The organism is Afipia massiliensis (assembly GCF_014203115.1).
Taxonomy (GTDB): Bacteria; Pseudomonadota; Alphaproteobacteria; order Rhizobiales; family Xanthobacteraceae; genus Afipia; species Afipia massiliensis.
The window spans coordinates 299022-325953 of sequence record NZ_JACHIJ010000006.1; the positions used below are offsets into that span (position 1 = coordinate 299022).

General features: G+C 62.6%; 28 protein-coding genes. 20 read left to right on the top strand and 8 right to left on the bottom strand.

Features of this window, described 5'->3' with window-relative positions:
• Window positions 1-19 precede the first annotated feature (19 nt).
• The gene (locus HNQ36_RS20995) at window positions 20-1570 is read left to right on the top strand and encodes a hypothetical protein (RefSeq protein WP_184088331.1); all 1551 of its coding nucleotides are present in this window, start codon (window positions 20-22) and stop codon (window positions 1568-1570) included.
• A gap of 228 nt (window positions 1571-1798) precedes the next feature.
• Here the strand turns inward: HNQ36_RS20995 and flgH are convergent, their stop codons facing one another.
• The 4 genes from flgH to flgF are packed head-to-tail and all read right to left on the bottom strand — an operon-like array spanning window position 1799 to window position 5183.
• On the bottom strand, window positions 1799-2557 hold the full coding sequence (gene flgH, locus HNQ36_RS21000) for a flagellar basal body L-ring protein FlgH (RefSeq protein WP_184088333.1): 759 nt from the start codon (window positions 2555-2557) through the stop codon (window positions 1799-1801).
• 5 nt (window positions 2558-2562) lie between these two features.
• Entirely contained in the window at window positions 2563-3603 is a 1041-nt protein-coding gene (gene flgA, locus HNQ36_RS21005) for a flagellar basal body P-ring formation chaperone FlgA (RefSeq protein WP_184088335.1), read from the bottom strand.
• 11 nt (window positions 3604-3614) lie between these two features.
• A complete protein-coding gene (flgG, locus tag HNQ36_RS21010) occupies window positions 3615-4403 on the bottom strand; it encodes a flagellar basal-body rod protein FlgG (RefSeq protein ID WP_046827055.1) in 789 nt (262 codons plus the stop codon).
• 12 nt (window positions 4404-4415) lie between these two features.
• Window positions 4416-5183, bottom strand: a complete 768-nt coding sequence (gene flgF / locus HNQ36_RS21015; RefSeq protein ID WP_184088337.1) for a flagellar basal-body rod protein FlgF — start codon at window positions 5181-5183, stop codon at window positions 4416-4418.
• Window positions 5184-5551: 368 nt separating this feature from the next.
• Here flgF and fliL point away from each other — a divergent pair, with 368 nt between their 5' ends.
• The 5 genes from fliL to HNQ36_RS21040 all read left to right on the top strand — a co-directional run bounded on the left by fliL (window position 5552) and on the right by HNQ36_RS21040 (window position 12348).
• Window positions 5552-6034: a flagellar basal body-associated protein FliL gene (gene fliL, locus HNQ36_RS21020; protein ID WP_184088339.1), complete on the top strand. Its 483-nt coding sequence runs from the start codon at window positions 5552-5554 to the stop codon at window positions 6032-6034.
• Window positions 6035-6051: 17 nt separating this feature from the next.
• Window positions 6052-7257: a flagellar motor switch protein FliM gene (fliM, locus tag HNQ36_RS21025; protein WP_184088341.1), complete on the top strand. Its 1206-nt coding sequence runs from the start codon at window positions 6052-6054 to the stop codon at window positions 7255-7257.
• A complete protein-coding gene (locus tag HNQ36_RS21030; protein WP_184088343.1) occupies window positions 7254-7742 on the top strand; it encodes a DUF6468 domain-containing protein in 489 nt (162 codons plus the stop codon). Before fliM ends, HNQ36_RS21030 begins: the two co-directional genes overlap by 4 nt.
• The gene (locus tag HNQ36_RS21035) at window positions 7739-8503 is read left to right on the top strand and encodes a MotE family protein (protein ID WP_046827050.1); all 765 of its coding nucleotides are present in this window, start codon (window positions 7739-7741) and stop codon (window positions 8501-8503) included. The genes HNQ36_RS21030 and HNQ36_RS21035 overlap by 4 nt, the downstream gene beginning before the upstream one ends.
• A gap of 128 nt (window positions 8504-8631) precedes the next feature.
• On the top strand, window positions 8632-12348 hold the full coding sequence (locus HNQ36_RS21040; protein ID WP_184088345.1) for a tetratricopeptide repeat protein: 3717 nt from the start codon (window positions 8632-8634) through the stop codon (window positions 12346-12348).
• An 89-nt stretch (window positions 12349-12437) separates the two neighbouring features.
• Here the strand turns inward: HNQ36_RS21040 and fliP are convergent, their stop codons facing one another.
• The gene (gene fliP, locus HNQ36_RS21045) at window positions 12438-13196 is read right to left on the bottom strand and encodes a flagellar type III secretion system pore protein FliP (RefSeq protein ID WP_184088347.1); all 759 of its coding nucleotides are present in this window, start codon (window positions 13194-13196) and stop codon (window positions 12438-12440) included.
• Window positions 13193-14179 carry a flagellar biosynthetic protein FliO gene (locus HNQ36_RS21050; RefSeq protein ID WP_184088349.1) on the bottom strand — a complete coding sequence of 329 codons (987 nt, stop codon included), beginning with the start codon at window positions 14177-14179 and terminating at the stop codon, window positions 13193-13195. Before HNQ36_RS21050 ends, fliP begins: the two co-directional genes overlap by 4 nt.
• 324 nt (window positions 14180-14503) lie before the next feature.
• Here HNQ36_RS21050 and flgB point away from each other — a divergent pair, with 324 nt between their 5' ends.
• The 14 genes from flgB to HNQ36_RS21120 all read left to right on the top strand — a co-directional run bounded on the left by flgB (window position 14504) and on the right by HNQ36_RS21120 (window position 25518).
• Window positions 14504-14914: a flagellar basal body rod protein FlgB gene (gene flgB / locus HNQ36_RS21055; RefSeq protein ID WP_046827046.1), complete on the top strand. Its 411-nt coding sequence runs from the start codon at window positions 14504-14506 to the stop codon at window positions 14912-14914.
• A gap of 29 nt (window positions 14915-14943) precedes the next feature.
• Entirely contained in the window at window positions 14944-15366 is a 423-nt protein-coding gene (gene flgC / locus HNQ36_RS21060; RefSeq protein ID WP_184088350.1) for a flagellar basal body rod protein FlgC, read from the top strand.
• Between the two features lie 16 nt (window positions 15367-15382).
• A complete protein-coding gene (fliE, locus tag HNQ36_RS21065) occupies window positions 15383-15700 on the top strand; it encodes a flagellar hook-basal body complex protein FliE (protein WP_184088352.1) in 318 nt (105 codons plus the stop codon).
• A 39-nt stretch (window positions 15701-15739) separates the two neighbouring features.
• Window positions 15740-16003: a flagellar biosynthesis protein FliQ gene (fliQ, locus tag HNQ36_RS21070; RefSeq protein ID WP_046827043.1), complete on the top strand. Its 264-nt coding sequence runs from the start codon at window positions 15740-15742 to the stop codon at window positions 16001-16003.
• 71 nt (window positions 16004-16074) lie between these two features.
• Window positions 16075-16845 (top strand): flagellar biosynthetic protein FliR, encoded by a 771-nt coding sequence (gene fliR / locus HNQ36_RS21075; protein ID WP_046827042.1) that lies wholly within the window; start codon window positions 16075-16077, stop codon window positions 16843-16845.
• A gap of 9 nt (window positions 16846-16854) precedes the next feature.
• Window positions 16855-17928: a flagellar biosynthesis protein FlhB gene (gene flhB, locus HNQ36_RS21080; protein ID WP_046827041.1), complete on the top strand. Its 1074-nt coding sequence runs from the start codon at window positions 16855-16857 to the stop codon at window positions 17926-17928.
• A gap of 314 nt (window positions 17929-18242) precedes the next feature.
• Complete coding sequence (gene cckA / locus HNQ36_RS21085; protein WP_184088354.1) at window positions 18243-20804, top strand: cell cycle histidine kinase CckA; 2562 nt, start codon at window positions 18243-18245, stop codon at window positions 20802-20804.
• A 220-nt stretch (window positions 20805-21024) separates the two neighbouring features.
• Window positions 21025-21993, top strand: a complete 969-nt coding sequence (locus tag HNQ36_RS21090) for a Tim44 domain-containing protein (protein ID WP_184088356.1) — start codon at window positions 21025-21027, stop codon at window positions 21991-21993.
• Between the two features lie 169 nt (window positions 21994-22162).
• Window positions 22163-22822 (top strand): lectin, encoded by a 660-nt coding sequence (locus HNQ36_RS21095; protein ID WP_184088359.1) that lies wholly within the window; start codon window positions 22163-22165, stop codon window positions 22820-22822.
• A 67-nt stretch (window positions 22823-22889) separates the two neighbouring features.
• Window positions 22890-23597, top strand: coding sequence for a glutathione S-transferase (locus tag HNQ36_RS21100; protein ID WP_184088360.1), 708 nt, complete (start codon window positions 22890-22892; stop codon window positions 23595-23597).
• 127 nt (window positions 23598-23724) lie between these two features.
• Window positions 23725-23943: a hypothetical protein gene (locus tag HNQ36_RS21105; protein ID WP_246395472.1), complete on the top strand. Its 219-nt coding sequence runs from the start codon at window positions 23725-23727 to the stop codon at window positions 23941-23943.
• 150 nt (window positions 23944-24093) lie between these two features.
• The gene (locus tag HNQ36_RS21110; RefSeq protein WP_184088362.1) at window positions 24094-24501 is read left to right on the top strand and encodes a (R)-mandelonitrile lyase; all 408 of its coding nucleotides are present in this window, start codon (window positions 24094-24096) and stop codon (window positions 24499-24501) included.
• A gap of 79 nt (window positions 24502-24580) precedes the next feature.
• Complete coding sequence (locus HNQ36_RS21115; protein WP_246395473.1) at window positions 24581-24904, top strand: hypothetical protein; 324 nt, start codon at window positions 24581-24583, stop codon at window positions 24902-24904.
• A gap of 269 nt (window positions 24905-25173) precedes the next feature.
• Window positions 25174-25518: a hypothetical protein gene (locus tag HNQ36_RS21120; protein ID WP_184088364.1), complete on the top strand. Its 345-nt coding sequence runs from the start codon at window positions 25174-25176 to the stop codon at window positions 25516-25518.
• A 49-nt stretch (window positions 25519-25567) separates the two neighbouring features.
• On the opposite strand, the gene HNQ36_RS21125 is transcribed toward HNQ36_RS21120, so the two are convergent.
• Both HNQ36_RS21125 and HNQ36_RS21130 read right to left on the bottom strand, forming a co-directional pair.
• Complete coding sequence (locus HNQ36_RS21125) at window positions 25568-25990, bottom strand: hypothetical protein (RefSeq protein WP_184088366.1); 423 nt, start codon at window positions 25988-25990, stop codon at window positions 25568-25570.
• A gap of 127 nt (window positions 25991-26117) precedes the next feature.
• Window positions 26118-26294: a hypothetical protein gene (locus HNQ36_RS21130; protein ID WP_184088368.1), complete on the bottom strand. Its 177-nt coding sequence runs from the start codon at window positions 26292-26294 to the stop codon at window positions 26118-26120.
• Window positions 26295-26932 lie beyond the last annotated feature (638 nt).

Genomic DNA, 26932 nt, shown 5'->3' on the forward strand with positions numbered 1-26932 from the left:
TCATTTTGTGGGGATCATTATGACGTCACGCGTCTTTGGGGCCGCGCTGCTTTCGTTTTCTTTTCTTTGTACTCCCTCCATGGCGGCAGAACCTGTTCTGGGAATGGGTATCGGCCATCCCAGAAAAACCACTGAGCTGGGTGACCGCCGAATTTATCAAATCACCTTCGAATGCAAAAAGCTGGCTGATCCGACAAGCGATCCGGTCGCAAACGCTTTCATTCGGAGAAACAAAAGTAATTCACATCTGATTGTGATAGCAGACGAGCTTCCGGCAAGAGATCCTGCGACCGACAAACTCAAGTTTTCTGACAAGGCCGTCGCTCTGCTTCCGGTTTTCTCGGTCCGGAATGGAAGGCTCGATCCGGACAACCGCGAAGCCTGTCCGAATGACACTTATGTTTATGGCGGGCGCAAGCTTTATGTCCTCGGCATCGCCAGTTTCTCAACGACCAACACGCCGGGCTGGCTGACCAGCCTCACATACGGGGTTGCGGGTCTGGTGCCGCCTCTTTGGTCGATGTTCAAGGGCAATATCTCGCCCGAGGTATCCAGCAAGTTGGGCAAGTACGAGGAGACTGAAGACCCCTTAAAGAAGACTCTCAGCGCTCTCAATGCGGACGAAAACTACAGCCTCACCCAGGAACTCGGTGCGGACAGATATGTGGTGCAAACGGCATTCAGCCGGGTCACGATCAGGGTCAAGTACATCCGGTCCATTCTCCGGGACGGCACCCAAACCGCCCGCAATGCTTTCCGGAAGCAGTTGGACGGAGGTGAGGAGCTCAGCACCACCGACATTGCCGCAACATGTTCTAAAATCGCAGCCGAGCTGCTGAAGCTTGGTTTCTCCAACGAGGAGGATGTGCCGTTCGGCCTCGGCTACAAGGCGATCAACTCAAAGCTGACTGTCGGCCAAATCACGGAATGTCTTGGCTCGGATTACGCCCTGGCCGCGGCCAACATGAAAGACCTTCAGAGCTTCGCTCCAAAATCGCGAAGACTCGATCCCAAAAAAGTCGCCGAGCAATTTCCGCCGGCAGACAGCTCCGTCGAATATCAACCCGAATATAGAGTCAATCAGGCCAACACCGAGAAATTCAACAGAGCGCTGGCAACAGTTACGAGAGCCAAGGATGTCGTGGCCGCCGATCAGGCGAAGCTGAATAATCTTCTTGCGTCGACGTTCGTGCTTCAAGATGAAACGGTGGCCAAAGTATTTGGAGGTTCAAGCATCACCGGCGGAGATGCCGTTGTGAAAGCAATGATTGACGCCGGCTATCGCAGATTCGGTTGTCATCAATCGACAGAGCTGGGTAAGTCCGCGGACGGCGGCACAACCTTGCTGTTCGCGTTCAAGGCGGACGCCGACAACAAAACATTGCCTATTGAAAGCGTCGTGATCCTTAAACCGTTCTTTGCGAGCAACAAGGTCACCAAGGTTATCGCTTACGACGAGTACGACTGGATTAACACGGTGATGGAATCACGAGGTTACGCTTGCTACGGCACGAAGATTGAGAAGCCGCCGGGCGAACAAAAGGTAGCTGCCGGCCCCAGGGGCGGGTGAATCTCTGCCGCCTCGCCGTGTTCAGACCGCCTGGCTGCCGAGGCCATTGCCTGAAACGATCACGGCCCTCATCAGGGGAGCTGATGAGGGCCGCGTCGTGAACACCGTGCTGCGCCTAGGTTCGCCGCCTGGTGTGGGAGCTCGAGAGAAAGACGGTGGGAGCCGTCTCATTTATTGCGGTGTGGTTTCCTTCTTAAAGCGGCTCAAGATCACGCCTCTATGTCGTGCTTAGAACGGGAGCAGGATGTCGAACGCCTGCTGGCCGTAGCGGGCCTGCTGCACGTCGGTGATCTGGCCGCGGCCGCCGTAGGCGATGCGGGCCTGTGCGATCTTGCTGGAGTCGATGGTGTTGTCGCTCTGGATGTCCTCCGGCCGGACGATGCCTGCGACGATCAGTTCGCGGACTTCGAAGTTGACACGGATTTCCTGCTTGCCTTCGACCACGAGGTTGCCGTTCGGCAGCAACTGCGTGACCACGGCGGCAACGTTGGTCTGCAATGCTTCCTGCCGGTTGACCGACCCCTTGCCGTCGCTGGACGAGGTGGAGTCCGCCGTCAGCATGCGGCCGGGAGGGATCGCGGCGTTGGTGCCCGGGATCTTGTTGATGCCGAAGAAGCTGGTGACGCCGGAGTTCTCGCTGTTGGTGCGGCTGCGCTGGGTCTCGTTGGCGATGTTGGCCTTGTCGGTGATGTTGACCTGTACGGTCAGGATGTCGCCGATCTGGTGCGCGCGCTGATCCTTGAAGAAGGCGCGCGAGCCGTTCCGCCACAGCGAGTTCGGATTGAATGACGCCGGCTGCGGCGCGGGCATCGGCATCGACACCGGCTTGTAGCCCGCCTGCGTCGTCGGGTTGTCGATCGCCGAGAGCTTCGGCTTTTCGCCGATCGCGGCGAGGCGATCGAGAGACGAACATCCGCTGGCCAGGGTGCCGAGCGCCAGCAGGCTGCCGATGACTATGAGGCGATTGAACACGTGAGACTTCGACATGACTGTTACTCGGCTTTTCTGGATTCAGGGGCGGGAGCGGCTGGCGGTTCGCTGGTCGAGAGGGCCGCGGTTGTGGTGAGGCGCGGCTTCGGAACGATAATCGAGACCTGACCTGGGCCGGTCACCACGCCCTGAACGGTGCGCTTCGACTGCAGGTTGACGACGTTGACGACGTCGCCCTCGGTGCCGCTGTCGATCGCCTTGCCGCGGCCGGTGAGATAGATGCCCGGCGTCTCGTAGATCAGCGTCACGCCCTGATCGCGCGAAACCAGATCCGGCTTTCCGAGATCGGCCACTTTCAGCGCCTGTCCGGCGCGCATCTGCTTGCGGGCCTGCATGCCGACCGAACGGTCGCGATTGGCGACGTCGTTACCGACTTCGGCTTTCGGCCGCCGCTCGATCACCACGTCGGATGACTTGAGAATGTCGTTGCGCTCGACGGCGCGGGTGAGCACCGCCGCTTCCACGGTTTCCACCGCAGTGCCGGTGAAGCGAAGCTTGGTCGGCGAGTAGGTGACGTCGTTGGCGATCTCGAAGGTGATGTCGAAGCGGCCGTTGCGCGGGTCGAACCGCACGGTGGTGGCGCGCATGTCGCCGGTATGGGCAGAGTCGAGCTGCAGTTCGCGCAGGTCGCGCTCGAAGGTCACCGAAATGTTGGCGGCGTCGCCGAGGCCGTTGCGGCGCTCGAGCACGCGGGCGATCTGATGCTCGATCTCCTTCGAGACCAGCGTACGCGACGACCGCGTCACCGAGACTTCGCGGATGTCGCGGGTCTGAACGCCGATCACCTCATGGGCGCGCAGCACAGTCAGCAGTTGCTGCGTCGGCAACGATCCGGTGGTGCCGAGATCGGGTGCGCGGAAGATGGCGATCTGCGCAGCGGTTCCGGCATTCTCGACCACATCGCCGATCCGGACCACGTCGCTGCTGACAGTGACGTTCGCGCGCAGCACGGGAGCTGCGAGCGAGTCTCGTTCCGCCTGCGCGAATGCCGCGCCGGACGTCAGGGCGAGCAGGGCGGCGGCGATCAGGGTTGAGCGCAACATCATTCTCTCCCTCAGCGGAACATGCCGGTGGTGGCCTGCATCATCTGGTCGGCGGCGCTGACGACCTTGGCGTTCATCTCGTAGGCGCGCTGCGCGGCGATCAGATCCGAGATTTCGGACACCACCTCGACGTTGGCCTGTTCGAGATTGCGCTGCTGCATGTCACCGAAGCCGTCGGCGTTGGCGATGCCGTCCTGCGGTGGACCCGACGCGGGGGTATCGGTGAACAGGTTGTCGCCGATCGACTGCAGGCCCGCCTTGTTGATGAAGCGGGTCAGGCCGATCTGGCCGACCACGGTCGGTGTGGTCGTGCCCGGCGTCGTGACCGAGACCTGGCCCTGCTGGTTGATGGTGAGGCCGGATGAATTCTGCGGAATGGTGATCGTCGGCTGCACCGGATTGCCCTGCGCCGTCACCACGCGGCCCTGGCCGTCGGTGGTGAAGGAGCCGTCGCGTGTGTAGGTGTAGGTGCCGTCGGTCATCTGGATCTTGAAGTAGCCCTCGCCGCGGATCGCGATGTCGAGGTCGCCGCCGGTCGGGTTGAGCGTGCCCTGCGTCATCAGGCGCGGCGTGCCGACGGTCTTGACGCCGCCGCCGATGTCGATGCCGACGGGGAGGATGGTGCCCTGATCGGACGCCTGCGCGCCGACGCGCTTGACGTGTTCGTAGATGAGGTCCTGGAACTGCGCGCGCTGCTTCTTGTAGCCCGTGGTGCGCAGGTTCGCGATGTTGTTGGAGATGACCTGGACGTTGAGTTCCTGGGCCGCCATCCCGGTCGCTGCTGTATAAAGTGCGCGCATGGATCGGTCTCCTTATGCCGGAACGTCGGCGAGTATCTGGATTGCGTTTTTGCGAAGGTCGTTCTGCTGCTGCATCAGCGACGAGACCGACTGGTAGGTGCGCATGACTTCCATCATGCGGGTCATCTCGGCGACCGCACTGACGTTGGACTTTTCAACGAAACCCTGATTGACGCGCGAGGCGAGGTCAGGCTGCGCGGCGATTCCGGCGGGCGCCGAGTAAAGGTTCGCGCCTTCCTTCTTGAGCTGCTGCGGACTGTCGAACTTCACGAGCTTGAGCTTGCCGCGGATGGAGTCGAACTGGGTCACGACGCCTTCGCCCACGGTGATCGTGCCGTCGCTCGAGATCGCGATGTCGCGGTCGGTCGGCTGGAACACGATCGGGCCGTTGGTGCCGAGCACGATGTTGCCGCCGGTGGTCACGAGCTGGCCCTGGGCGTTGATCTGGAACGAACCGTCGCGGGTGTAGCGTTCGCCGGCCGGCGTCTGGACGGCAATGAAGCCCTTGCCGTCGATGGAGACGTCGAGCGGGCTGCCGGTCTTCTCCGAGGGGCCCTGTGAGAAATCGTGATAGGCGGCGCGGTCATGGACGAAGCTGACGCGGCGGTCGCGGACCGAGAAGTTGTCCTCGCGCGCGCCCGTGTTCAGGAATTCCTCGAACAGCGACTTGTTGGCCTTGAAACCGGTGGTGTTGACGTTGGCCACGTTGTTGGCAATGACGTCGATCTGCCGCTCAAGCGACATCTGCCGCGATAATGCGACGAGAAGCGTATTCTCCATCGGCCAGTCTCCCCTTGTTGAACCGCGGCCTGCCTCTCCCAAGGCCTGACGCGGATCGTGCGAACCGGTGAAGCTCTCCCAAGCCGTCGGTTCGCCATCTACAATGCGAGAGCTGTGCCAACTAAGAAATATGAATTATTTCAATGTTTTATGGATTTTCGAGGCTTGCCGGGCGTCGGCAATAACCTCTTGTTGACCATGTTGCCCCGGCAAAAATTTCCCAGTTGAGGGACAAAAGAAAGATTCCGTTAACCATTGCGTCCGTACGGTGGACAAACAGGGCGCTCACGCGCCGGCGGCCTTTGTATCGCGTCATTTAAAGCCAGTTCGGCAGCATCGAGCCCATCCCAGGACCACGGGCGGGGGCAATGGCAGACGACGATCAGGAGGAGGGCGCGGAAGCCGCTGCTCCGAAAGGCAAACGCAAGCTCATTATAATGGGTGGCGCTGCGGCGCTTGTGCTTCTGCTTGCCGGGGGCGGCTGGTTCTTCTTCATGCGCGGGCCTGCGAAGGAAGTGCAGGCAGTCGCGCCTCCGCCGAAGCCGCCGGTATTCCTTGATGTGCCAGAGGTGCTGGTCAACCTGTCGAACGCACCGGGCGAACGAGTTCAGTATCTGAAGGTCAGGGTCGTGCTCGAGGTAAAAGATCAGCCGCTGTCGGCGCAGATCGCGCCGACGATGCCGCGGGTGACCGATCTGTTTCAGACCTACCTGCGCGAACTGCGTCCCGCCGATCTCAACGGTTCGGTTGGGCTGTTCCGCCTGAAGGAAGAACTGACGCGCCGTGTCAACGCCGCGATCTCGCCCAATCAGGTGAACGCTGTGCTGTTCAAGGAAATCGTCATTCAGTGACGGACGGAAATTGAAGCATGTCTCCGGGTGATAATGACGTCGATCAGGATGCGCTAGCCGCCGAATGGGAAGGCGCGCTCGATTCCGAAGATCCGGTCGCCGCCGCGGCTGAGGCGGAAGCCAATACGCTGACCGAGACCATGGCCGAGCAGTGGGCCGCGATGGTCGACGACGGCAGCCGCAGCCTCGAAATCGGCAAGGCCGGCGGCGAGCGAGTTCTGTCGCAGGAAGAAATCGACAACCTGCTCGGGTTCAGCGACGGCGAGCTCAATATCGACGAGAATTCCGGCATCCGCGCCATCATCGATTCCGCGATGGTGTCGTATGAACGCCTTCCGATGCTCGAAATCGTGTTCGACCGCCTGGTGCGGCTGATGACGACGAGCCTGCGCAATTTCACCTCGGACAACGTCGAAGTCTCGCTGGACCGCATCACCTCGGTGCGCTTCGGCGACTATCTCAATTCGATCCCGCTGCCCTGCGTTCTGTCCGTGTTCAAGGCCGAGGAGTGGGAAAACTTCGGCCTGTTCACCGTCGATTCGAGCCTGATCTATTCGATCATCGACGTGCTGCTCGGCGGCCGCCGCGGCCAGCCATCGCTGCGCATTGAAGGCCGGCCCTACACCACGATCGAAACCAACCTCGTCAAGCGTCTCGTCGAAGTCGTGCTCGCGGATGCCGAGCAGGCCTTCCGGCCGCTGTCGCCGGTGACTTTCACGATCGACCGGCTTGAGACCAATCCGCGCTTTGCCGCCATCAGCCGTCCCGCCAACGCCGCCATTCTGGTCCGCCTGCGGATCGACATGGAAGATCGCGGCGGCAACATCGAACTTCTGCTGCCTTACGCCACCATCGAACCGATCCGCGACGTTCTGTTGCAGATGTTCATGGGTGAAAAGTTCGGCCGCGATCCGATCTGGGAAGGTCATCTCGCGACCGAGATCGCGCAGGCCGAAATCGCGGTCGATGCGGTGCTCTATGAGGCCAACATTCCGCTCAAGCAACTGATGACGCTGAAGGTCGGCGATACCCTGCCGCTCAACGTGCGGCCCGACGCGCTGGTCACGGTGCGATGCGGCGACGTGCCGCTAAGCGAGGGACGGATGGGACGGGTCGGCGACCGGGTCGCCATTCGCGTCACCAAGCCGCTGCGCAAGCCACATACGTCCTACGCGATGTTCGAGAAGCAAGATGAACAAACCAAACTGATGGAGGCACAATGAGTCATTCATTCGGACTTGTGATCGAGAGCCTGGTTGCGGTTCTGCTTCTGGTGACAATCGGTTACTGCACGCTGCTGAATCGCCGTCTCAAGCGGCTCAAGGCCGACGAGCACTCGATGCGCGCGATGATCGCCGAGCTGATCACGGCAACGGAAATCGCCGAACGCGCCATCGGCGGCCTGAAGGTGACCGTACGCGAGTGCGACGAGAACCTCGGCGCGCAGCTCGCGGCGGGCACGACATTGTCCGCGAAACTCGCCAAGCAGGTGGCCGCGGGCGAAACGATCCTCAATCGCCTGACGCAGATCGCGCTCGCGGCAAGGCCAGCCGGCGCTGAAACGCAGACCACCGCGGCGGCCGATGTCGCGGAGCAGGCGGCTCCGGCGCAGAACCCATCGGCGCAAAACATGTCGAACGCCAAGGCGTTGCTTGCGGCCGCGCAGGCCTTCTCCGAGCGGCGAAGGGCGACCGGTCTCGCTGCATGAAAACGCTTCTCCGCGATATCCGTCTCATCCCGATACTTCTGATCGCGACCTGCTGCCTGGTCGTGCTCAAGGTGTCGGGCCTTCTGCTCGACGGCGGATACATCCTCAACGACACTCCGAAGCCCAAGTCCTGGGCGCAGGAGACGTTCAACTTTCCGTCGTCCGGCAAGACGATCGATTCAGCGGACATCACAGGCTCGGTCGCGGCCAAGAAAGAGGAGAAGCCGGTCGTTGCGGCTCCGGAAGCCTTGCCGCCGCCGCCTGAGAACGTGGTCTATCCCGATCCCAACCGCCCCATCTCGGCGTCGGAACGCGCGGTGCTTGAGAGTCTGCAGGCGCGGCGTCAGGAGATCGAAACCCGCGCGCGTGAGATCGACATTCGTGAAAGCCTGATGAAGTCCGCCGAAAAGCGGATCGAAGGCAAGATCGAGGAAATGAAGGCGACCGAGGCGCGGGTTTCCGTGGCCGGTCAGCAGAAGCAGGAACAGGAAGCGGCGCGCTTCAAGGGACTCGTGACGATGTACGAGTCCATGAAGCCAAAGGACGCGGCCAAGGTCTTCGACCGGCTCGAACTGTCGGTGCTGTTCGAGATCGCCTCGCAGATCGCGCCGCGCAAGATGTCCGATATCATGGGGCAGATGCAGCCGGAGGCGGCCGAGCGGTTGACGGTCGAGATGGCGCGCCGCTCAACGGGAGACAGATCGGCGTCCGCCAGCGATTTGCCGAAGATCGAGGGCAGGCCGCAGCAGGTCCGCAATTGAGGCGGGTGATTAACAGCTCCTTAACAGCCGAATTCTAGATTCGAATTGCGCGTCTGAGCCACAGGTTTCCGGAATAACAGAAAGCCGAGAACATCCGGCAAGAAAGACCCGGCGAGAAAGATTTGGGAATGTCCTGCAAGGCCGCCCTCACGTTCAAGGCCGCCCGGAAGTCCGGGGCGAGGGCCCGGTCTTTCGCGGACAGGCTCTGCCGTGGCCTGCAGCCGCTGCCGCTTGCGCTGGCTGTCGCGTTGTCATGTCTTTCTGTTGGGACAAACTCCGCGCGCGCAGAACCGGTCAGGGGTGAAGCCACGCTGACGGCGCAGTCCGGTTACGCGCGCATGGTCCTGCAGTTTCAGGAAGATGTCCCGACCGAGGTGACCGTCGCTGGCGCGATCCTGGTGATCCAGTTTAGTAAGCCGGTCGCCGTTCCGATCGACCTGCTTGCCGAGTCGGTCCCGTCCTATGTCGGATCGGTTCGGCGCGATCCGGATGGCACCGCCATCCGCATGGCGTTGACGCAGAAGGTGCGCGTCAACGTGATGACCGCGGGTGAGCGGGTGTTTATCGATCTTCTGCCAGAGAAGTGGACCGGACTCCCGCCAGCATTGCCTGCCGAGGTCGTCAAGGAATTGTCCGAACGTGCGATCGCGGCTGAGCGGGCGCTGCGGATTCAGCGGATGGCGGAAGAAGCCAAGAAGCGGCCGCCGGTCCGGGTGCGGGCGTCGGTCCAGCCGACCTTTGTCCGTTTTGTTTTTGAAATGCCGGACGGCGTCAGCGTGTCGTCGTCACTGGCCGCGGACAAATTTTCGCTGTCGTTCACCTCGCCGCTGACGTTCGACCTCGCCGATGCGAAGATCGCGATGCCTGCGAACATTCACTCGATCAACCAGAAGATCGAAGGCGAGACATCGCGCATCGACATTGCGATGATCGGCGAGGCCGATGTCCACGCCTTCCGCGAGGAGAAGAATTACGTCGTCGATGTTGCGTTCGAGCAGGGGCAGAAATCGAAAGCGGCCAGGTCGCTTCCGAAGGCTCTCTCGACACCTGCCGACAAGGCCGTCGAAATCGTGCCGCCGACGTCCGAGCAGGTCGCGCAGCAGACGACGAAGCCGGCCGACACAGTGCAATCGGAGGTGAAATCTCCAGAGGCCAAATCTCCTCACATCAAATCTTTGGAGGTCGCGCCGCCTGAGGCCAAAACATCAGACACCAAGCCGTCCGACAACAAGCCGTCTGTTGCTGACGCGAAAGCGGAAGCAGTGCCCGCCAAACCGGAGATTGCTGCGCCGCCCGTGGCTGCTCCGGTCGTGGCCGCCGCTGTGGACGCGCCAGCGAAGGCGCCTGCGGCATCGCCGTCTGCGCCTGCGAAGGCGCCGCAGCCGGACAGTCCTGCGATGACGCCCGCAGCAGGCGTGACCGTGGACGCGCGGCTGACCAGCGATGACTTTCGCCTGACATTTCCGTTCACCAGCCCGACGCCTGCCGCGGTGTTTCGCCGGTCCGATTCGATCTGGCTGGTGTTCGATACCGATCAGCCGATCGACGCCAGCGCGATTAAGCGCGAAGGCGCGTGGATTGTCGCCGACGCGACCCCGCTCGATCTGCCAAAAGGCCGCGCTCTCCGGATCCGGCTGAACCGTCCGCAGCTTGCAACCATGATCGGGGACGAGCGTGCGTGGACCCTCATCCTTGCCGACAAGGCCCAGTCGCCGCCACAGCCGCTGGCCGCGACGCGCAACATGGCCGATCCCAGCCGTGCCAGTGTCGGTGTCAGCCTTGCGAAGCCGGGACAGATACATCGTTTCAACGATCCCGACGCCGGCGACCAACTGCTGGTGATGACTGCCGGAGGACCGGCACGCGGATTCATGAGGCGTCAGGACTTCGTGGAATTCGCGCTGCTCGAATCCATCCACGGCGTCGTCGTCCAGCAAAAATCGGATGACCTGACCGCCGGAATTGCGTCCGACACGCTGATCCTGTCCCGGCCCGGCGGCTTGACACTGTCCACGGCGATGACCGCGCCGGATCGCGCGACGTCGGTCGTTCGTCCGGTGTTCGATGTCACCGAATGGCGCACCTTTCAGAATGCGGAGTTCATTCCGACCCGCAACAAACTGCTGACCGCCGCTTCGATGGCGACGGGTTCTGCGCGCATGCCCGCGCATGTCGATCTTGGGCGATTTTATCTGGCGCGCGGCATGAACGTCGAAGCGAAGGGGATTCTCGATCTGGCTCTTGCCGAGGCCAAACCCGGCGAGGAGGATGCGGCGGCGTTGACGGTTCATGCGGTCGCCAGCACGCTCGCTGGCCGCTCAGAGCTTGCGCTCGCCGATCTCGCCAATTCCGCCGTTACCCCCAATCTCGATTCCCAGCTCTGGAAAGCGCTCGCGCTGGCACGGCTGCAGAAGTGGGCGGAGGCGCGCGAGAAATTCAAGAACGTCGAGTTTGCGATTACCGCCCTGCCGGTCGAACTGCAGCGCATCGTGATTGCGGAAGCATTTCGCGCGTCGCTGGAGGTGAGGGATTATCCGGGTGCGACGGTGCGCAGCAACGATCTCGATGTCCTCGGCGTCGGCCCCGATCAGGCTGCGTCGATAGCTGTTCTGCGCGGGCGCCTGGCCGAAGCGCTGGGCCGCGATCAGGATGCGCTGGCCGCGTTTGCGGCGGCCGCCGGATCGGCAGATCGCCCGGCCGCCTCCGAAGCCAAGGTCCGCGAGATTGCCCTGCGCCAGAAGCGTGAGGAGATCACCGACGACGACGCGCAGCGCGATCTCGAAGTTCTTGCGGCGACATGGCGCGGCGATTCCACCGAGGTCAAAACGCTCGCCATGCTGACCCGGCTCTATGCCGCAAAAGCGCGCTATCCGGAAACCTTCGCGGCGGCGTACCGCGCGATCCAGCTGGAGCCGAACTCCGAAATATCGCGCAAGATGCAGGACGAGGCGTCGGCGCTGTTTGAGCAGATTTATAATGGCGCCAAGGGCGATGATATCCCGCCGGTCGAGGCGCTGGCGATGTTTTACGAATTTCGCGACCTGACGCCGATCGGCCGCCGTGGCGACGAGATGATCCGGCGTCTGGCGGACCGTCTCGTCGGGATCGATCTGCTCGATCAGGCCAGCCAACTGCTGCAATACCAGATCGATCACCGGCTGGAGGGTTCCGCCCGGGCACAGGTCGCATCACGGCTGGCGATGGTCTACCTGATGAACCGCAAGCCGGAGCGCGCCATCGCGGCGCTGCGCACCACGCGGATCGCGGATCTGGCCGGCGAAATCCGCCAGCAGCGTCTTTTGCTGGAAGCCCGCGCGCAGACCGACATCGGCCGTCACGATCTGGCACTCGACATTATCTCGAATGTGAGCGGCCGCGAAGCGGTCCGGCTGCGCTCCGACATTTACTGGGCGTCGCGGCGCTGGCGCGAGTCCGCCGAGCAGATCGAATTGCTTTACGGGGATCGCTGGCGCGACTTCCAGCCGCTGACGGCGACGGAAAAAAGCGACGTCATCCGCGCGGCCATCGGCTACGCGCTGGCGGAAGACGCCATCGGCCTCGCGCGATTCCGCGAGAAGTACAATCCGAAGATGGACGGCGGCAACGACCGCGCGGCGTTCGATCTCGCCGCGAAGCCGGCGAGGGCGAACAGCGCGGACTTTGCCCGGATCGCGAAAATGGCGGCGACTATCGACACGCTCGACGGCTTCCTGCGCGAGATGCGCGTCCGCTTTCCCGATGCGATGGCGCGCGCGAAGCTTCCGCCGGAAATCAAGACCGACCCGAATCCGACCGGCGCGCTGCCCGCCATCAAGGGCGTGAGACCGGTCGCAGCCGCGCGCTGATCTGATCTTGATCGCAACGCAAGGCGTTGATCGTTCTTATTCAGGCATGATCTGATCCGGAAACCGGTTTCCACTTTCCTGGATCATGCCTATCCGCCACCGTAGCTTTGCACGAGGCTGCCGGCCACCAGCGACCAGCCGTCCACCAGCACGAAGAAGATCAGCTTGAACGGCAGCGACACCACCACCGGCGGCAGCATCATCATGCCCATCGACATCAGGACCGACGCGACGACGAGGTCGATGATCAGGAACGGCAGAAACAGCAGGAATCCGATCTCGAACGCCCGCTTCAATTCGGAGATCATGAAGGCGGGGATCAGGATGCGCAGCGACATCTGCTCAGGCGAGGCCGCGGGCGGCTCGCCGGACAGGTCCATGAACAGCTTGAGATCTTTCTCGCGGACATTCTTCTGCATGAAGCCGCGCAACGGGCCGGTGCCGCGCTCGAACGCCTGCTCGACGGTGATCTGGTTCGCAACCAAAGGCTTGATGCCGTCGTCATAGGCCTTCTGCAGAACCGGCCCCATCACGAAGCCGGTTAGGAACAGCGCCAGCGCGATGATGACCGAATTCGGCGGTGCGGTGGCGGTGCCGAGCGCGGTGCGCAGCAGTGACAGCACCACCACTATCCGCGTAAACGAGGTCATCATGACCAGGATCGACGGTGCGATCGACAGCACCGTCAGCAGCGCGATCAGCTGGATCGCGCGCTCGGTGACCCCGCCGCCACCCTGGCCCAGATTGATGCTGATATCCTGCGCGCTCGCCGGATCGATAAGAGATCCGGCGGCGACGAGGAGACTGACAAAAAATAAAACTCTACGCGGTGGTTTCGACGATCTCACGCGGGAGGCTTTGGACGGCCGAGCAGGTTGGCCATCTCGTCTTCGAGATTCTCGAACGCGGCCTTCGGAGCAGGCGCCGGTGGGGGCGGAGGCGACGGCGGGGCCGGCGGACGCGGAGCGCCTTCGGAACGCGGCACTGGCCGGTTGCCCATCGGCTCAGGCACGACCGGCGGTGCGCCGGGTCGCTCGATGGGGCCGGTCGGCGTGTCGAGACGCATTTCGCCTCCCGGGCGGCGCAGGGCGGCTTCAAGCCGCTGTGCCATATCCGCGAGATTCTGATCTGCAGACGATAGCGGAGCCTCGACCGGACGTGCGGGAGGACGCGGCGGCAGCGGCGGTGCTTTCGGAGCGGCATCGCTCGACCGCGGCAGCCGGGGCGGCAGCGGTTCGGTGCGTTCGCTGCGGGGAATCGCGCGCGGCTCGGATCGCAGAGTGGGATCGGGGCGCAGCGCAGGCTCGGGCCGAATCATTGGCTCCGGCGTGAAGCTCGGTATCGTATCGGGGCTGTGGCGATCCGGCAGCGGCGGCGTCGGCCGGCGCGCATCGTCGGAATAAGATCCACGGGCGGTGCGCGGCAGTTCAGGCATCGGCGGCTCGCGATGCTCGAAGGGGTCGGTATGCGCGACTTCGCTGTCGGACCATCCGGTGTCAGGCGCCAGACGCGGCGGCAACTCGGTCCCGGCGGGTCCCCGTTGGGGAGCCTGGTCGCGCTGCGGCATGCCGCGGACGATATTGGGTTCGACCACGAGGTCGGCCGGGCCGCCAATCATGAGAAGGTGTTCGACGTTATCGCGCCGGACCAGCACCAGCCTGCGGCGGCCATCGACCGCGGCGGCGTCGATGACGGCAAGCCGGGGCATACGCCCCCGCCCGGCGCTGGAGCCGAGACTGCTTCCGCCAAACCGGCGCACCAGCCAGGCTGCAACTCCGATCAGCGCAAGAACGATGACGAAGGCTATGAAGAACCAAAGTGTTTGCGACATGTCCTGTCCCCGTCAAACATCACTCGCATCTATGCCAGATTCGCAGGTCGCTGGCCGCGAAACAAGCGGCTTGGGACGAATTGGGAGCGAAGTTTGAGCGATCCGTTAATGCGCGGCGGCAAATGCTGCCGTTCGCGACCCTGTTATCTGAGAAAGTTCACCGGCTCAAAAGACTTGTTGTGCCGGAACTTCAATGACTTGTCCGGTTGAAGGCAATTCGTGGCGAAAGTGGGTCAGGGCGGATCTTAACCCCTTATTAACCATACACACGGCAAATTCTGCCTACCTGAAGCGCCGCTTCGGGTCTCAGGGCGGAACAGGCCGATGGCAATCACCGATCTTCCTATGTTGTCCGCGCTTCGCACCAAGATGCAGTGGCATCAGGAGCGCCAGCGCGTTCTTGCGGAAAACATCTCGAACTCGGACACGCCGAACTTCAAGCCGCGCGATCTGGTGGCGCCCAAATTCGATTCGAGCGGAACCGGGCCAGTGACCGGCAACATGGCCTCGCTCTCCATGACGCGCACCAGCGCCGGTCACATTCAGGGGGCGGGGGTCAGCGACAACTTCAATTCGCACAACCGGGGCGGTTACGCGACGCGGCCCGCGGGCAATGCGGTCAGTCTCGAGGACGAGATGATGAAGGTGTCCGCGAACCAGGGAGACTATGCGGCGGTAACCGCCCTCTACAGCCGCAGTCTCGGGTTGCTGAAGACCGCCATCGGAAAGCGCTGACACATGACCGCGCCTAAGGGAGCCACAGCATGAGCAACGGCAACGATTTTCTCAGGTCGATGAGCATCGCGACGGCCGGCTTGCGTGCGCAGGCCGGCCGGATGCGGGTCATTTCGGAAAACATCGCCAATGCGGATTCGACGGCGAAGACCGCGGGCGGTGACCCGTATCGCCGCAAGATCCCGACATTCTCGTCCGAACTCGACCGCACGATCGAGTCGCGCGTGGTGAGCCTCGGCAAGGTCAAGACGGATACGTCCGACTTCCGCATCAAGCACGAGCCGGGCAATCCGGTGGCCGATGCCAGCGGCAACGTCAAATATCCCAACGTGAACTCGCTGGTCGAAATGACCGACATGCGCGAGGCGCAGCGATCCTACGAAGCCAACCTCAACATCATCTCCGCTACGCGCCGCATGATCCAGCGCACCCTCGACATCCTCAAGGCCTGACAAGGAGAACTAACTCATGGCTTCGCCATCAGTCGCCGCCAATGCCTATGCAAGCCTTGCCAAGATCGTGGATTCAGCAGGAGCCGCAGGCGGCTCCAAGGCTGGAGAGACCGGCGGCGTGTCGTTCGGCACGCTGCTCAAGGAAACGCTGGGCAATGTGATGGATGCCGGCCGCAAGTCCGACGCGCAGACCATCTCGATGGCACAGGGCAAGGCCAACGTCATGGATGTGGTGACGGCGGTGGCCGAAACCGACGTCGCAGTGTCGACCCTGGTGTCGGTGCGCGACCGCGTGATCCAGTCCTACGAAGACATCATGCGGATGCCGATCTGATTTCGACTTTGACGACACGCCCGCGGGCAGGGGATTGAAATGACTGGTGCTGAAGTTCTCGACCTCTCGCGCGATGCGATCTGGACCATCGTGAAGGTGTCGTCGCCGCTCTTGATCGTCGGCCTCGTGGTCGGCGTCGTGATTTCGCTGGTGCAGGCCCTGACGCAAATTCAGGAACAGTCGCTGGTGTTCGTGCCGAAGATTCTGGCGATTTTCGTCACATTGGTGCTCGCGTTACCGTTCATGGCGGACGCGCTGCATAGCCAGATGCTGCGGATATCGTCGCGAATCATCGGCGGCTAGCGCATGATTAGGGACTTGTTCAGGGACGCAGCGTTCAGGAGCGAGGCAAGTCTTCGCGGGGCAAGTCTTCCATGCGTATCGATATCTCGCTGCTTCCGGCGCTCGCCGCGGCCTTCATGCTGGTGTTCGCCCGCATCGGCTCCATGGTGATGCTGCTGCCCGGATTCGGCGAAGCCAACATCCCGGTCCGGGTCCGCCTTGGGATCGCGCTGGCGCTGACGCTGATCATCCTGCCGCTGCATCGCAACGCCTATACGGTCAGCATGACATCGATGGCGCCGCTGCTGGTGCTGATGGTTCACGAAATCATCATCGGCGTGGTGCTTGGTGCAACTGCGCGCGTGACGCTGTCGGCACTGTCGGTCGCGGGCTCCGTGATCGCCCAGCAGCTTGGCCTCGGTTTCGTCACCACGGTCGACCCCACGCAGGGCCAGCAGGGCGCGCTGCTCTCCAACTTCCTGACCCTGCTCGGAATCACGCTGCTGTTCGCCACCGACATGCATCACCTCGTGATCGCGGCATTGAGCGAGAGCTACAAGGTATTTTCGCCGGGCGAACTGATGTCGAGCGGCGATGTGGCGGCGCTGGCCACCAGCGCTTTCGCGACGGCGTTCAAGATCGGCATCCAGTTGTCCGCGCCGTTCATCGTGTTCGGTCTGGTCTTCAACCTCGGCCTCGGCGTGCTGGCGCGGCTGATGCCGCAGATGCAGGTCTATTTCGTCGGCGTGCCGCTTTCGATTCTGGCCGGCTTCCTGATTCTGGCGGCGATTCTCGGCACCATGATGGGCACCTACCTCGAATACTTCGGCGGCGTTCTCCACGACCTTGCGCCGCGACGCTGAGGGCAGGGCATGTCAGACGACGACAAGGAATCAAAAACACAGGACCCAACGCAAAAACGTCTCGACGATGCGTTGGAAAAGGGCGATGTCGCCAAGAGCCAGGAGGTCAACACCTGGTTCGTGATCGCGGCGTCGACCCTGCTGCTGACGTCGTTCTCGGGATCGATCAGCAAGGGCATCGAGGTTCCGATGCGCAACCTGCTGATGAACATGCATCAGATTCGCGTCGACGGGCCGGGTTTGCTGTCGCTGCTCGGCCAGATCGAACTGATGCTGATCGGCGTTCTCGGCATTCCTTTTCTGCTGCTGCTGATCGCAGGCGTCGGCAGTAACCTGATCCAGCATCGGCTGGTGTTCTCGACGGAGCCGCTGACCCCGAAGTTCAGCAAGATCTCGCCGGCAGCCGGCTTCGCACGCGTGTTCGGCAAGCAGGCGGCTGCGAACTTCCTCAAGGGTCTGTTCAAGGTGGTCGCGCTCAGCGTGGTCATGGTCCTGATATTATGGCCGGAGCGTCACCGCCTCGATGCCATGGTCCGGTTCGACCCGATAGCGATCCTGACAGTCACCAAAACCATCTCCGTCCAGTTGATGGGAACGGTGGTGGCGATGCTCGCGGTAGTGGCCGCGCTCGATTATTTCTTCCAGTACCGGCAGTGGTTCGAACGGCAGAAGATGTCGCTGGAAGAGATCAAGGAAGAATACAAGCAGTCCGAAGGCGATCCCCACATCAAGGGACGCATCCGGCAGATTCGCCATGCGCGCGCGAAGAAGCGCATGATGGCGGCGGTTCCGACGGCGTCGGTGATCATTACCAACCCGACGCACTACGCGGTGGCGCTGAAATACGAGCGCGGCATGTCCGCGCCGATCTGCGTCGCCAAGGGCGTCGACGTGCTGGCCCTCAAGATCAGGGAAATCGCGACGGCGAACAACATTCCGATTGTCGAGAACGTGCCGCTGGCCCGTGCGCTGCATGCGAGCGTCGAGATCGACGATGAAATTCCGGTCGAGCACTATCATGCGGTCGCCGAGGTGATCGGTTATGTGATGCGCCTCCGGCACGGCGTCACAGGCCTTGGCTGATGCGTGATCTCCGGTTGACAAGGTCTGGCGCGGGCATGGGCTCGGTCGTAATGTGCCTTGCGCTAGTGGTCCGATTCTAACATTCGCATCCCGTTTAGGCAGGCGATTTTTGCGAATGTTAGAATCGAAGGACCACTAGTAGATATTATTTGCTAGTGGAGCTTGGATTTGACATTCGCGTTGCGAAATCTACGGCTGGGTGGGTCGCGAATGTCAAATCCGCTCCACTAGATGCCCGATTCAGGCACTCAGAGGCCGGTAAACTGCGAATATATGACTTGCGCGTCCCTTGCGGAACACGCGAACAGGCAGCGATGACAACCGACACGGGCAACGAGCTTCATTCTTCTTTCGCCACCGTCCATGAACCGGCGCGGCGCAGCGGCAGCATCCTGCTTGTGCTGCTGGTGGCGGGTGCGATCATTGCGGCCGCCGTGGCGTTCATGACCCTCGGCCGCAGCCAGGCTCAGCCCTACATTCTGGCGCTGCTGGCTCTGCTCGCCATGGTCGGGCTGTTCACGCTGTTCGCCTTCGCCGCGGGCATCGTCCGTTTCGCCGACCGTCATGCGGAAGACCCGATCGCGCGGCCGATCGCCGATCATGCGGTGGATGGGCTGGCGGTGACCGATCCGCGCGGCCACATCGTCTACGCCAACACGGCCTATCTCGCGCTCACCGGAGCGACCGGTCCCAACGATGTGCGGCCGGTTGAGCGGGTCTTCATCGGTAATCCCGATGTCTCCGAAGCGGTGTTCCGGCTGCTCAAGGCGGCCCGCGAGGGCAAGCGTCAGCAGGAAGAGGTCCGCGTCGCCGGCGCGGACGCCGGGCATGGCCGCTGGCTCCGCATGCGCGTGCGCCCGCTTGGGGCGGACAAGCGGCAGGCGAAGTTTGCGGTCTGGTCGGTCGCCGACATCACCCGCGACCGCGAGCGGCAGGAAGACGTCTTCCAGGAGTTGCAGCACGCCATAGAGTATCTCGATCATGCGCCGTGCGGTTTCTTCTCGGTCAATGCAGGTGGCGAACTCGTTTACGTCAACGCGACGCTTGCCAACTGGCTGGACTACGACCTCGCGGAGATCGGTTCCGGTGGTCTGAAGGTTGCCGACATCATGTCCGGCGACGGCGCGTCGCTGCTGACCTCGATCGTTCCCGAGCCGGGCGAAGTGAAGACCGAGGTGTTCGACCTCGATTTGCGCATGCGCAACGGCAAGACCATGCCGGTGCGGCTCTATCACAAGCTGGCGTTCGGCGCCGACGGTGCGCCGGGGGCATCGCGAACGCTGGTGATCAACCGCGCGCGTGACGATCATTCCGACCCGCAGCGTGCGGCGGAAGTGCGCTTCATGCGCTTTTTCGATCACACACCGATGGCGATTGCCACCGTCGACAAGGCGGGCAACGTCGTGCGTGCCAATGCGCGCTTCGCGAAACTCACCCAGAGCCTTTCTCCGGCCGGGACGTCGAGCAAGTCGATCTTCGCGGTGGTTCACGAGCGCGAGCGCGGCGAACTGATCGCCGCGATCAACAAGGCCGCCGACGGGCAGGGCGACATTCCCCCGGTCGAAGCGATGCTGGACAGCACCAAGGAGCGCTGGGGCCAGTTCTTCGTCACGTCCGTGGAGCAGGACGCGCGCGACGCCGAGGCGGCGATCGTTTACCTGCTCGACACCACCGAAAAGCGCACGCTCGAGAACAGCTTCGCGCAGTCGCAGAAAATGCAGGCGGTGGGCCAGCTCGCCGGCGGCATCGCTCACGATTTCAACAACGTGCTGTCCGCCATCATGATGGCGAACGACTTCCTGCTGAACGCGCACAAGCCGACCGATCCGTCGTTCCAGGACATCATGCAGATCAAGCAGAACGCCAACCGCGCGGCGGCGCTGGTGCGGCAACTGCTGGCGTTCTCGCGCAAGCAGACGCTGCGCCCGCAGGTGCTCGACATCGGCGACGTGCTGTCGGACATCAACGTGCTGCTCAAGCGCTTGTCGGGCGAGAAAGTGAAGCCCGAATTCGTCTACGGCCGCGACCTGTGGCCGGTGAAGGCCGACCTTTCCCAGTTCGAACAGGTCATCGTCAATCTTGCCGTGAACGCGCGCGACGCGATGCCCGACGGCGGCAAGCTGACGATCCGCACCGCCAACGTGTCCGCGAAGGACGCCGAGCGGGGCGAGTTCAAGGGCATGCCTGCGGCGGACTACGTCCTGATCGAGGTAGGCGACACCGGCAGCGGCATTCCCGCTGACATCGTCGACAAGATCTTCGAGCCGTTCTTCTCGACCAAGGAAGTCGGCAAGGGAACAGGCCTCGGCCTGTCCACGGTCTACGGCATCGTCAAGCAGACCGGCGGCTTCATCTATGTCGACTCGGTTGAGGGACGCGGCACGGTGTTCCGGATTTTCCTGCCCCGGCATTTCCCGGAGGTCGAGAAAGTTCAGGAAGTCGCAGCTGCCATCAGCGCGGTCGCTCATGCGCCGGTTCCGGCACGCGCACCGGATCTGACCGGGCAGGGCACCATCCTGCTGGTCGAGGACGAAGATGGGTTGCGCTCGCTCAATGCACGCGGCCTGCGCTCGCGCGGGTACACGGTCATTGAGGCGGAGAACGGCCTGGATGCCCTGGAAGCGCTGGAGCGGGAAGAGGGTGCGGTCGATCTCGTCGTGTCCGACGTGGTGATGCCGGAAATGGACGGTCCGACCATGCTGACCGAGATGCGCAAGCGCAATCCGGACCTGCGAATCATCTTCGTGTCGGGCTACGCCGAGGATGCCTTCGAGAAGAGCCTGCCGGAAGGCCAGCAATTCAACTTCCTGCCCAAGCCGTTCACGCTGAGCCAGCTTGTTGCTGCCGTGAAGGAAACCATGACGGCACCGTCATAATTGGGCGCGATCCCGAAAAGTGGTTACCAATTTTCGGAATTGATCATGCCAAAACAAAGGTTTGATCCCGATAGCTTCAACCGGATTGAGCGCGCCCCGCGACTGAGGGCCGCAGGCCCTATCGTACCTATCCGCTTCCCTTTCTCTCGCCGCTGCCCATGTATGGACCTGTCCCCTAAGCCGGGGATCAATGCCCCTTGAGGGCCGAGAGGGAACAGACATGATTTCGTCGCAGCGCTTGCGCTCAGTCATCAAAACGCTCGCTATCGCCATGGCCGTCGCCATGCCGCTGGCACTTGCCATTTCATCGGCGGTGGACGCCCGCCCAAGCAGCGGCGGCAGCCGCGGCTCGCGCACGTTCAACGCGCCGGCCGCTACGCCGACTGCGCCCAATGCGGCGCAGCCGCTTAACCGCACCATGACCCAGCCCGGCGCGAAAGCTCCGGCGGCGGCTCCCGCAGCCGGTGGCTTCTTTAATCGTCCCGGCATGGGCATGCTCGGCGGTCTCGCCGCGGGCTTCCTCGGTGCCGGCCTGCTCGGCATGCTGTTCGGCGGCGGTCTGTTCAGCGGCCTCGGCGGCCTGTCGTCGATCATCGGTCTGGTTCTTCAGATCGGCCTGATCTACCTCGTGGTGCGTCTCGCCATGTCGTGGTGGAAGCGCCGCAACGCGCCGGCCTATGCCAATGCAGCGGCCGCACCCGGCCCGATGCCTGCGCAGGATCAGGGTCCGATGGCCAACGCGCGATCGGGCTTCGGCTTCGGTCTGGGCGGCGGTTCGAACGACGCGCCGCTTGAGATCAAGCCGGATGACTACGATGCGTTCGAGCGGCTGCTCGGCGAAGTCCAGACCGCGTGGTCGAACGAGGACATCGGCAAGCTCCATACGCTGGCCACGCCGGAAATGGTGTCGTACTTCACCGAGGATCTCAACGCGAACAAGGACCGCGGCGTGATCAACAAGGTGTCGGACATCAAGCTGTTGCAGGGCGACCTTGCGGAATCCTGGCGCGAAGGTGCCACCGATTACGCCACCGTGGCGCTGCGCTATGGCCTGATCGACAAGACCATCGAGCGCGCAAGCGGCAAGACCGTCGAAGGCAGCGATACTCCGCAGGAAGTCACCGACGTCTGGACGTTCGTGCGTCGTCCGGGCAGCCAGTGGGAACTGTCGGCCATTCAGATGACCTGATCCCGTCAGTTCGGTTCAAGCAATACAAAGGCGTCGCGCTTGCGCGGCGCCTTTTCGTTTGCCGGTCGCTGTTCCGTACCGGAATAAATCGCAGCCTTGTGTGTTGAACTTGCACACCAGCAGGCGCATCACCGCGCGGTAGTTCAAAAAGACTTCAAGGGAGGGATGAATGATCAGATCTTACATGATCGCGGCGCCGCTTCTTCTGCTCGCTGCTGCCCCTGCTCAGGCGCAGCAGGCCAACATGACTTTTTTCATCACCAGCACGCCGATCGGCAATGGCGGAAACCTCGGCGGTCTCGCCGGCGCCGATAACCAATGTCAGACGCTGGCGCAGGCCGCGGGCGCCGGTGCGAAGACCTGGCGCGCGTACCTCTCGACGCAGGCGGTCGACGGTCAGCCTGCGGTCAACGCGCGTGACCGGATCGGCAAGGGCCCGTGGACCAATGCCAAGGGCGCCGTGGTCGCCAAGGATGTCGCCGATCTTCACGGCGCCAACGCGCTGACCAAGCAGTCGGTCCTGAACGAGAAGGGTGAAGTCATCAACGGCGCCGGCGACAAGCCGAACCGCCATGACGTCCTCACCGGCTCGCAGCCCGACGGAACTGCCTTCGCGGCCGCTGACGACAAGACCTGCAGGAACTGGACAAGCAGCACGCAGGGCTCGGCAGTGGTCGGCCATCACGACCGTGTCGGATTGCGCGACGATGACGCATCGAAATCCTGGAACTCGTCGCACGGTTCGCGCGGGCCGGACGGCGGCTGCTCGCAGAACGATCTCAAGAGCACCGGCGGCGACGGCCTTCTGTATTGCTTCGCGTCGAACTGATCCAGGTTGAAGACGTTGACCATTCGGCGCGGAGTCTCTCCGCGCCGAAACTGTTTGTGAGGTCTCCATGCGGTATGAACTTTACTACTGGCCGATGATCCAGGGGCGCGGCGAATATATCCGGCTCGCGCTGGAAGACGCCGGCGCGGATTATGTCGATGCTGCGCGGCGCGGAAGCGGCGAAAGCAGGATGATCGCCATGATGAAGGGGCGGGGAGCAACGCCGCCGTTCGCGCCACCGTTTCTGAAGGCCGGCAAGCTCGTGATCGGGCAGACCGCGAACATCCTGCTTTATCTCGGGCAGCGTCATGGCCTTGCGCCGAAAGCCGAAGCGCAGCGCCTGTGGGTGCATCAGCTGCAACTGACCATCGCGGATTTCGTGGATGAAGTTCACGACACCCATCATCCGCTCGGGACATCGCTCTATTACGAAGATCAGCGTCCCGCCGCGAAGCGACGTTCAAGCGAGTTCTGGAGCGACCGGGTCCCGAAGTTTCTCGGCTATTTCGAGCGGCTGATCGGCGCCAGCGGCGGGCCGTATCTCAACGGCCGCAGGCTTTGCTACGCCGATTTGTCGCTGTTCCAGATCGTCGAAGGCCTGCGCTACGCGTTTCCGAACAATATGAAACGCTTTGAGCGCAAGGTGCCGCACCTGATTGATCTGCGCGACCGGGTGGCGGCGCGGCCGAACATCAAGGCGTATCTGGTGAGCGATCGCCGCATCCCGTTCAATGAAGACGGCATCTTCCGCCGCTATCCGGCGCTTGACGGTTAGCCTGTACCGCCGCGTTTACATCGTCCTTATATCCGGCGCGGGCTTTCCGTCTCGAATTCTTATGCCTCGCGGCTCATCTTCTGAACGTCACGCGGCACTGGCCGCGTCATGATTTCAGGAGATGGCCATGGCCGCTTCATGGCCGCGGGATGATACGCGCGAATCTTTCCCCGAGGACGACTATCGCGCCTATCTGATCAGCCGCAATCCGCCGCCGATCGTCTATCACTCGTGCGGCGTTCGCCTCAAGCGCCTGCGGGTTCGCTTTGATCGTGCCGTGGACGCGATCGACCGCATGCTTCATCGTGTGATCGAAGCCCTCGCGCGCAGCAAGGCTCGGCGCTAATTGCAGTTACGCGGCATACGCTGCGCGCAACGGACGAATGACGATCCATCATCACCTCGCTGAAATAAAACTCCCCGGTTGCGGGATTGCGGCGTAAACTGCGCGTCTGTTTCGACGCCGGTCCCGGCGATCCATCACCCGGAGTCTCCCATGAAGATCACACCATCCGGCTCCGTGCCGACCAAGCGCGCGCCTGCGTCCTATTTCACCGGCACGGTGTGGCAGGACCCGGTGATCGAGACGCCTGCGCCTGCGCGGCTCAACGCGACGCGCGTGACCTTCGAGCCCGGCGCACGCACGGCGTGGCACACTCATCCGCTCGGCCAGACACTTTATGTGCTGGCGGGCTGCGGCCGCGTGCAGACCGAAGGCGAGCCGGTGCGCGAGATTCGTCCGGGCGATGTGGTGTGGATTCCGCCGGGCGAGAAACACTGGCATGGCGCGGCGCCGACAACGATGATGACTCACCTCGCGATGCAGGAATCCGAGAATGGCAGCTTCGCGACCTGGCTCGAGCATGTGACCGACGCGCAATATGCGGAGCAGCCGGAAAAATGATCGCTGTGTGATGCCGTCCTGCGTGCGTTCACGTGAATAATTTCATCGCAAAACATGTCTGAACTACTGACGCATTGCGTTGCGCGACGCAGCGACGAATGCGCTTGACGACCGGTACGCATACGACTTTAGTTTGCGCGGACGGGAGGTGCGTATCATGCCTTATCAGTCTGGGTTTCTTCTCAACAAACATCCCTGCGCTCAATGCGGCAAGCCGATTGCGGCGCCGCTCTGGTCCGAGCACGAACGCAACCGCGTTTCGTTTTTGTGGTCGTGCCGGGCGTGTGACTATCAGTTTGTCACCGTTGCGATCCTCAAGGCCGAGGTGATTGACATTCCCGCTCCGCAGCAACCGCAAGCGGTTGAAGTCGCGGTGCACGGCGAAACTGTGATCGCGGCCTGACTCTCTCAACCGTCGATACGGATCAGCGCCAGTCCCGATCCGGGGTCGTGCCGCTTGCGAAGGTGTGCCGGGCTTTCGGTGAGGATAACCTCAAGGTGGGGCGCGCATGCGCCTCGCCGGAATGTGCTGCCGGCGGTGCCATATTGCTTGCAGCGTCAACCGTGCGCGCCGACAGGGGTTCCCGAATCGCGTGTATTGCCGCAATGCTGTCGCATTCGCCCTGTCTGTTCCGGCTTCATTCTTCATTCACACGCGAAGCAGGAGGATCGATGCGCATCATCACCCCCGCCATCTATGCAGCCCTGCTTGGAGGCGCGATCTACATCGCTATCGCTCAGAATCCGCTGCCCAACGCGATTGCCTCGGCTCCGCCTGAAGGCGCCAGGATCGCCTATGCGGTGCCGGCGGAAGGCAAATCGGTCACGCGCGTCGGCAAGCGGGAAACCTGCCGCCAATCGGTGTCCGCGAAGAAGCATCTCGGCAAGTATCAGGCGCGCGACCAGATGCAGCTCTGCGTGGCGCAGGCGCGGGTCGAATGTCTGAAGCAGGCGATCGACCAGAAGTTGCGCGGCTCCGCACGCAGGGTCTACGTGAAGAGCTGCGTCGCGGCGTAAGCGCGCCGCGACGTTCAGCGGTGGATCGCCTGTCTTTCAGCGGTCGCCTCTAGTAGATCAGCGACTCCTCAGCGCGAGAAACCGTGATCTCCGCCTTCTCGGGCTGTGTCTCGCGGGCCGGGACTGCAGGCAACTGCAGAATCGTGGCGCGCTGGCCGGGTTCAAGCTGGGTCAGCAGGATGAGCTGCCCGTCCGGAAACTCCAGCGCATCATGGTGCCGGTTCGGATTGTCGAGATCGACGGTCCGGAACCGCGCGACGGTGTGACGAGCCCTCTTTCGGAAGAACCCTCCGTCGTACTCCACCTCGCGTTCGAACGAGAGTTCGGTGCCGGGGAGGACACAGACCGCAACATTCGGCTCGCCTTCGCCGGCGAAGCCTCGGGTTACGGTCATGGGGAATTTCGTCGACACCAGCTTGTCGCCGACTTTGGCGGGCCGGCTTGCTACGGCGTGCAAGCTATAATCACACATAGCGGTCACTCCTGTTGCTGATCGCTCAACCGGGTGATGCGCGGTATGAAAGTGTAACGCTTTTGGTAAGGCGTTGTTATGTTGAATCGCCGTCACCTTTTCGTGACAGCGAATGAGCGCTCGCCGCTCAGCGGGACAGATGCGCCGGCGTCCGGTCGCTCAACCGCGACGCGCATTTTTCGCGCGCCATGCGTTCGGCGAGCTCGACGATCTTCAGGCGTCCCTGCATGTTGGGAATGGCCTTGAACGCGGCCAGCAGGCGCTGCGCTTCCTCGTCCGATGTCACCAGAATATCCCTGAGCATTGTCCGTCCCGTGCGACTTGAGCGTCTCTTGGCCAGGCCGTCTCTTAGTCGCGGGACGTTACCATCCGGTTCATTCGGGAATGTGACGGTTTGAACGGCGTGTCAGCGTGGTTAAGCGGGTGTGAGTGCGGGTGGGGCGAGGGAATAATCTCTCTCCACGTCGTCCTCGCGAAGGCGGGGACCCATGACCATCGGCCGTGGTGATGGCAAAGATAAGAGTTGGCCAGCTATCGCGACAACATCGATGCTTCAGGGAGTATGGGTCCCCGCCTTCGCGGGGACGACATCTGAAGTGTTGCGTGATCGCACTTCACATCTCCCGATTCAAATTTCAAACAGCCACCTGCGCTTGGGGCTTGCCCCATTCGCGCAAAGACAAGCGCCATCGCCCCTGTTGTTGTGACGGCGCGGGGGCGCCCGAAGTCCTCGTTTCCTCCGCCTTCAATTGAGGGCGCGCGGAACGCCGGATGCGCAAGCGCATCCGCAGCCTCGTGTGCAAAGGTAGAAAGCACACGAGTGTCGTCGCCACGGTCGCGCCGGATGCATCCGGCGTTCCGCACGCGGTGGTGCTCCGGCTTGCTTCGTGCTCTCCCCGGCAACGCCCTCGGGCTGACGCCGTCGTCTCCGCGGTACTTTTC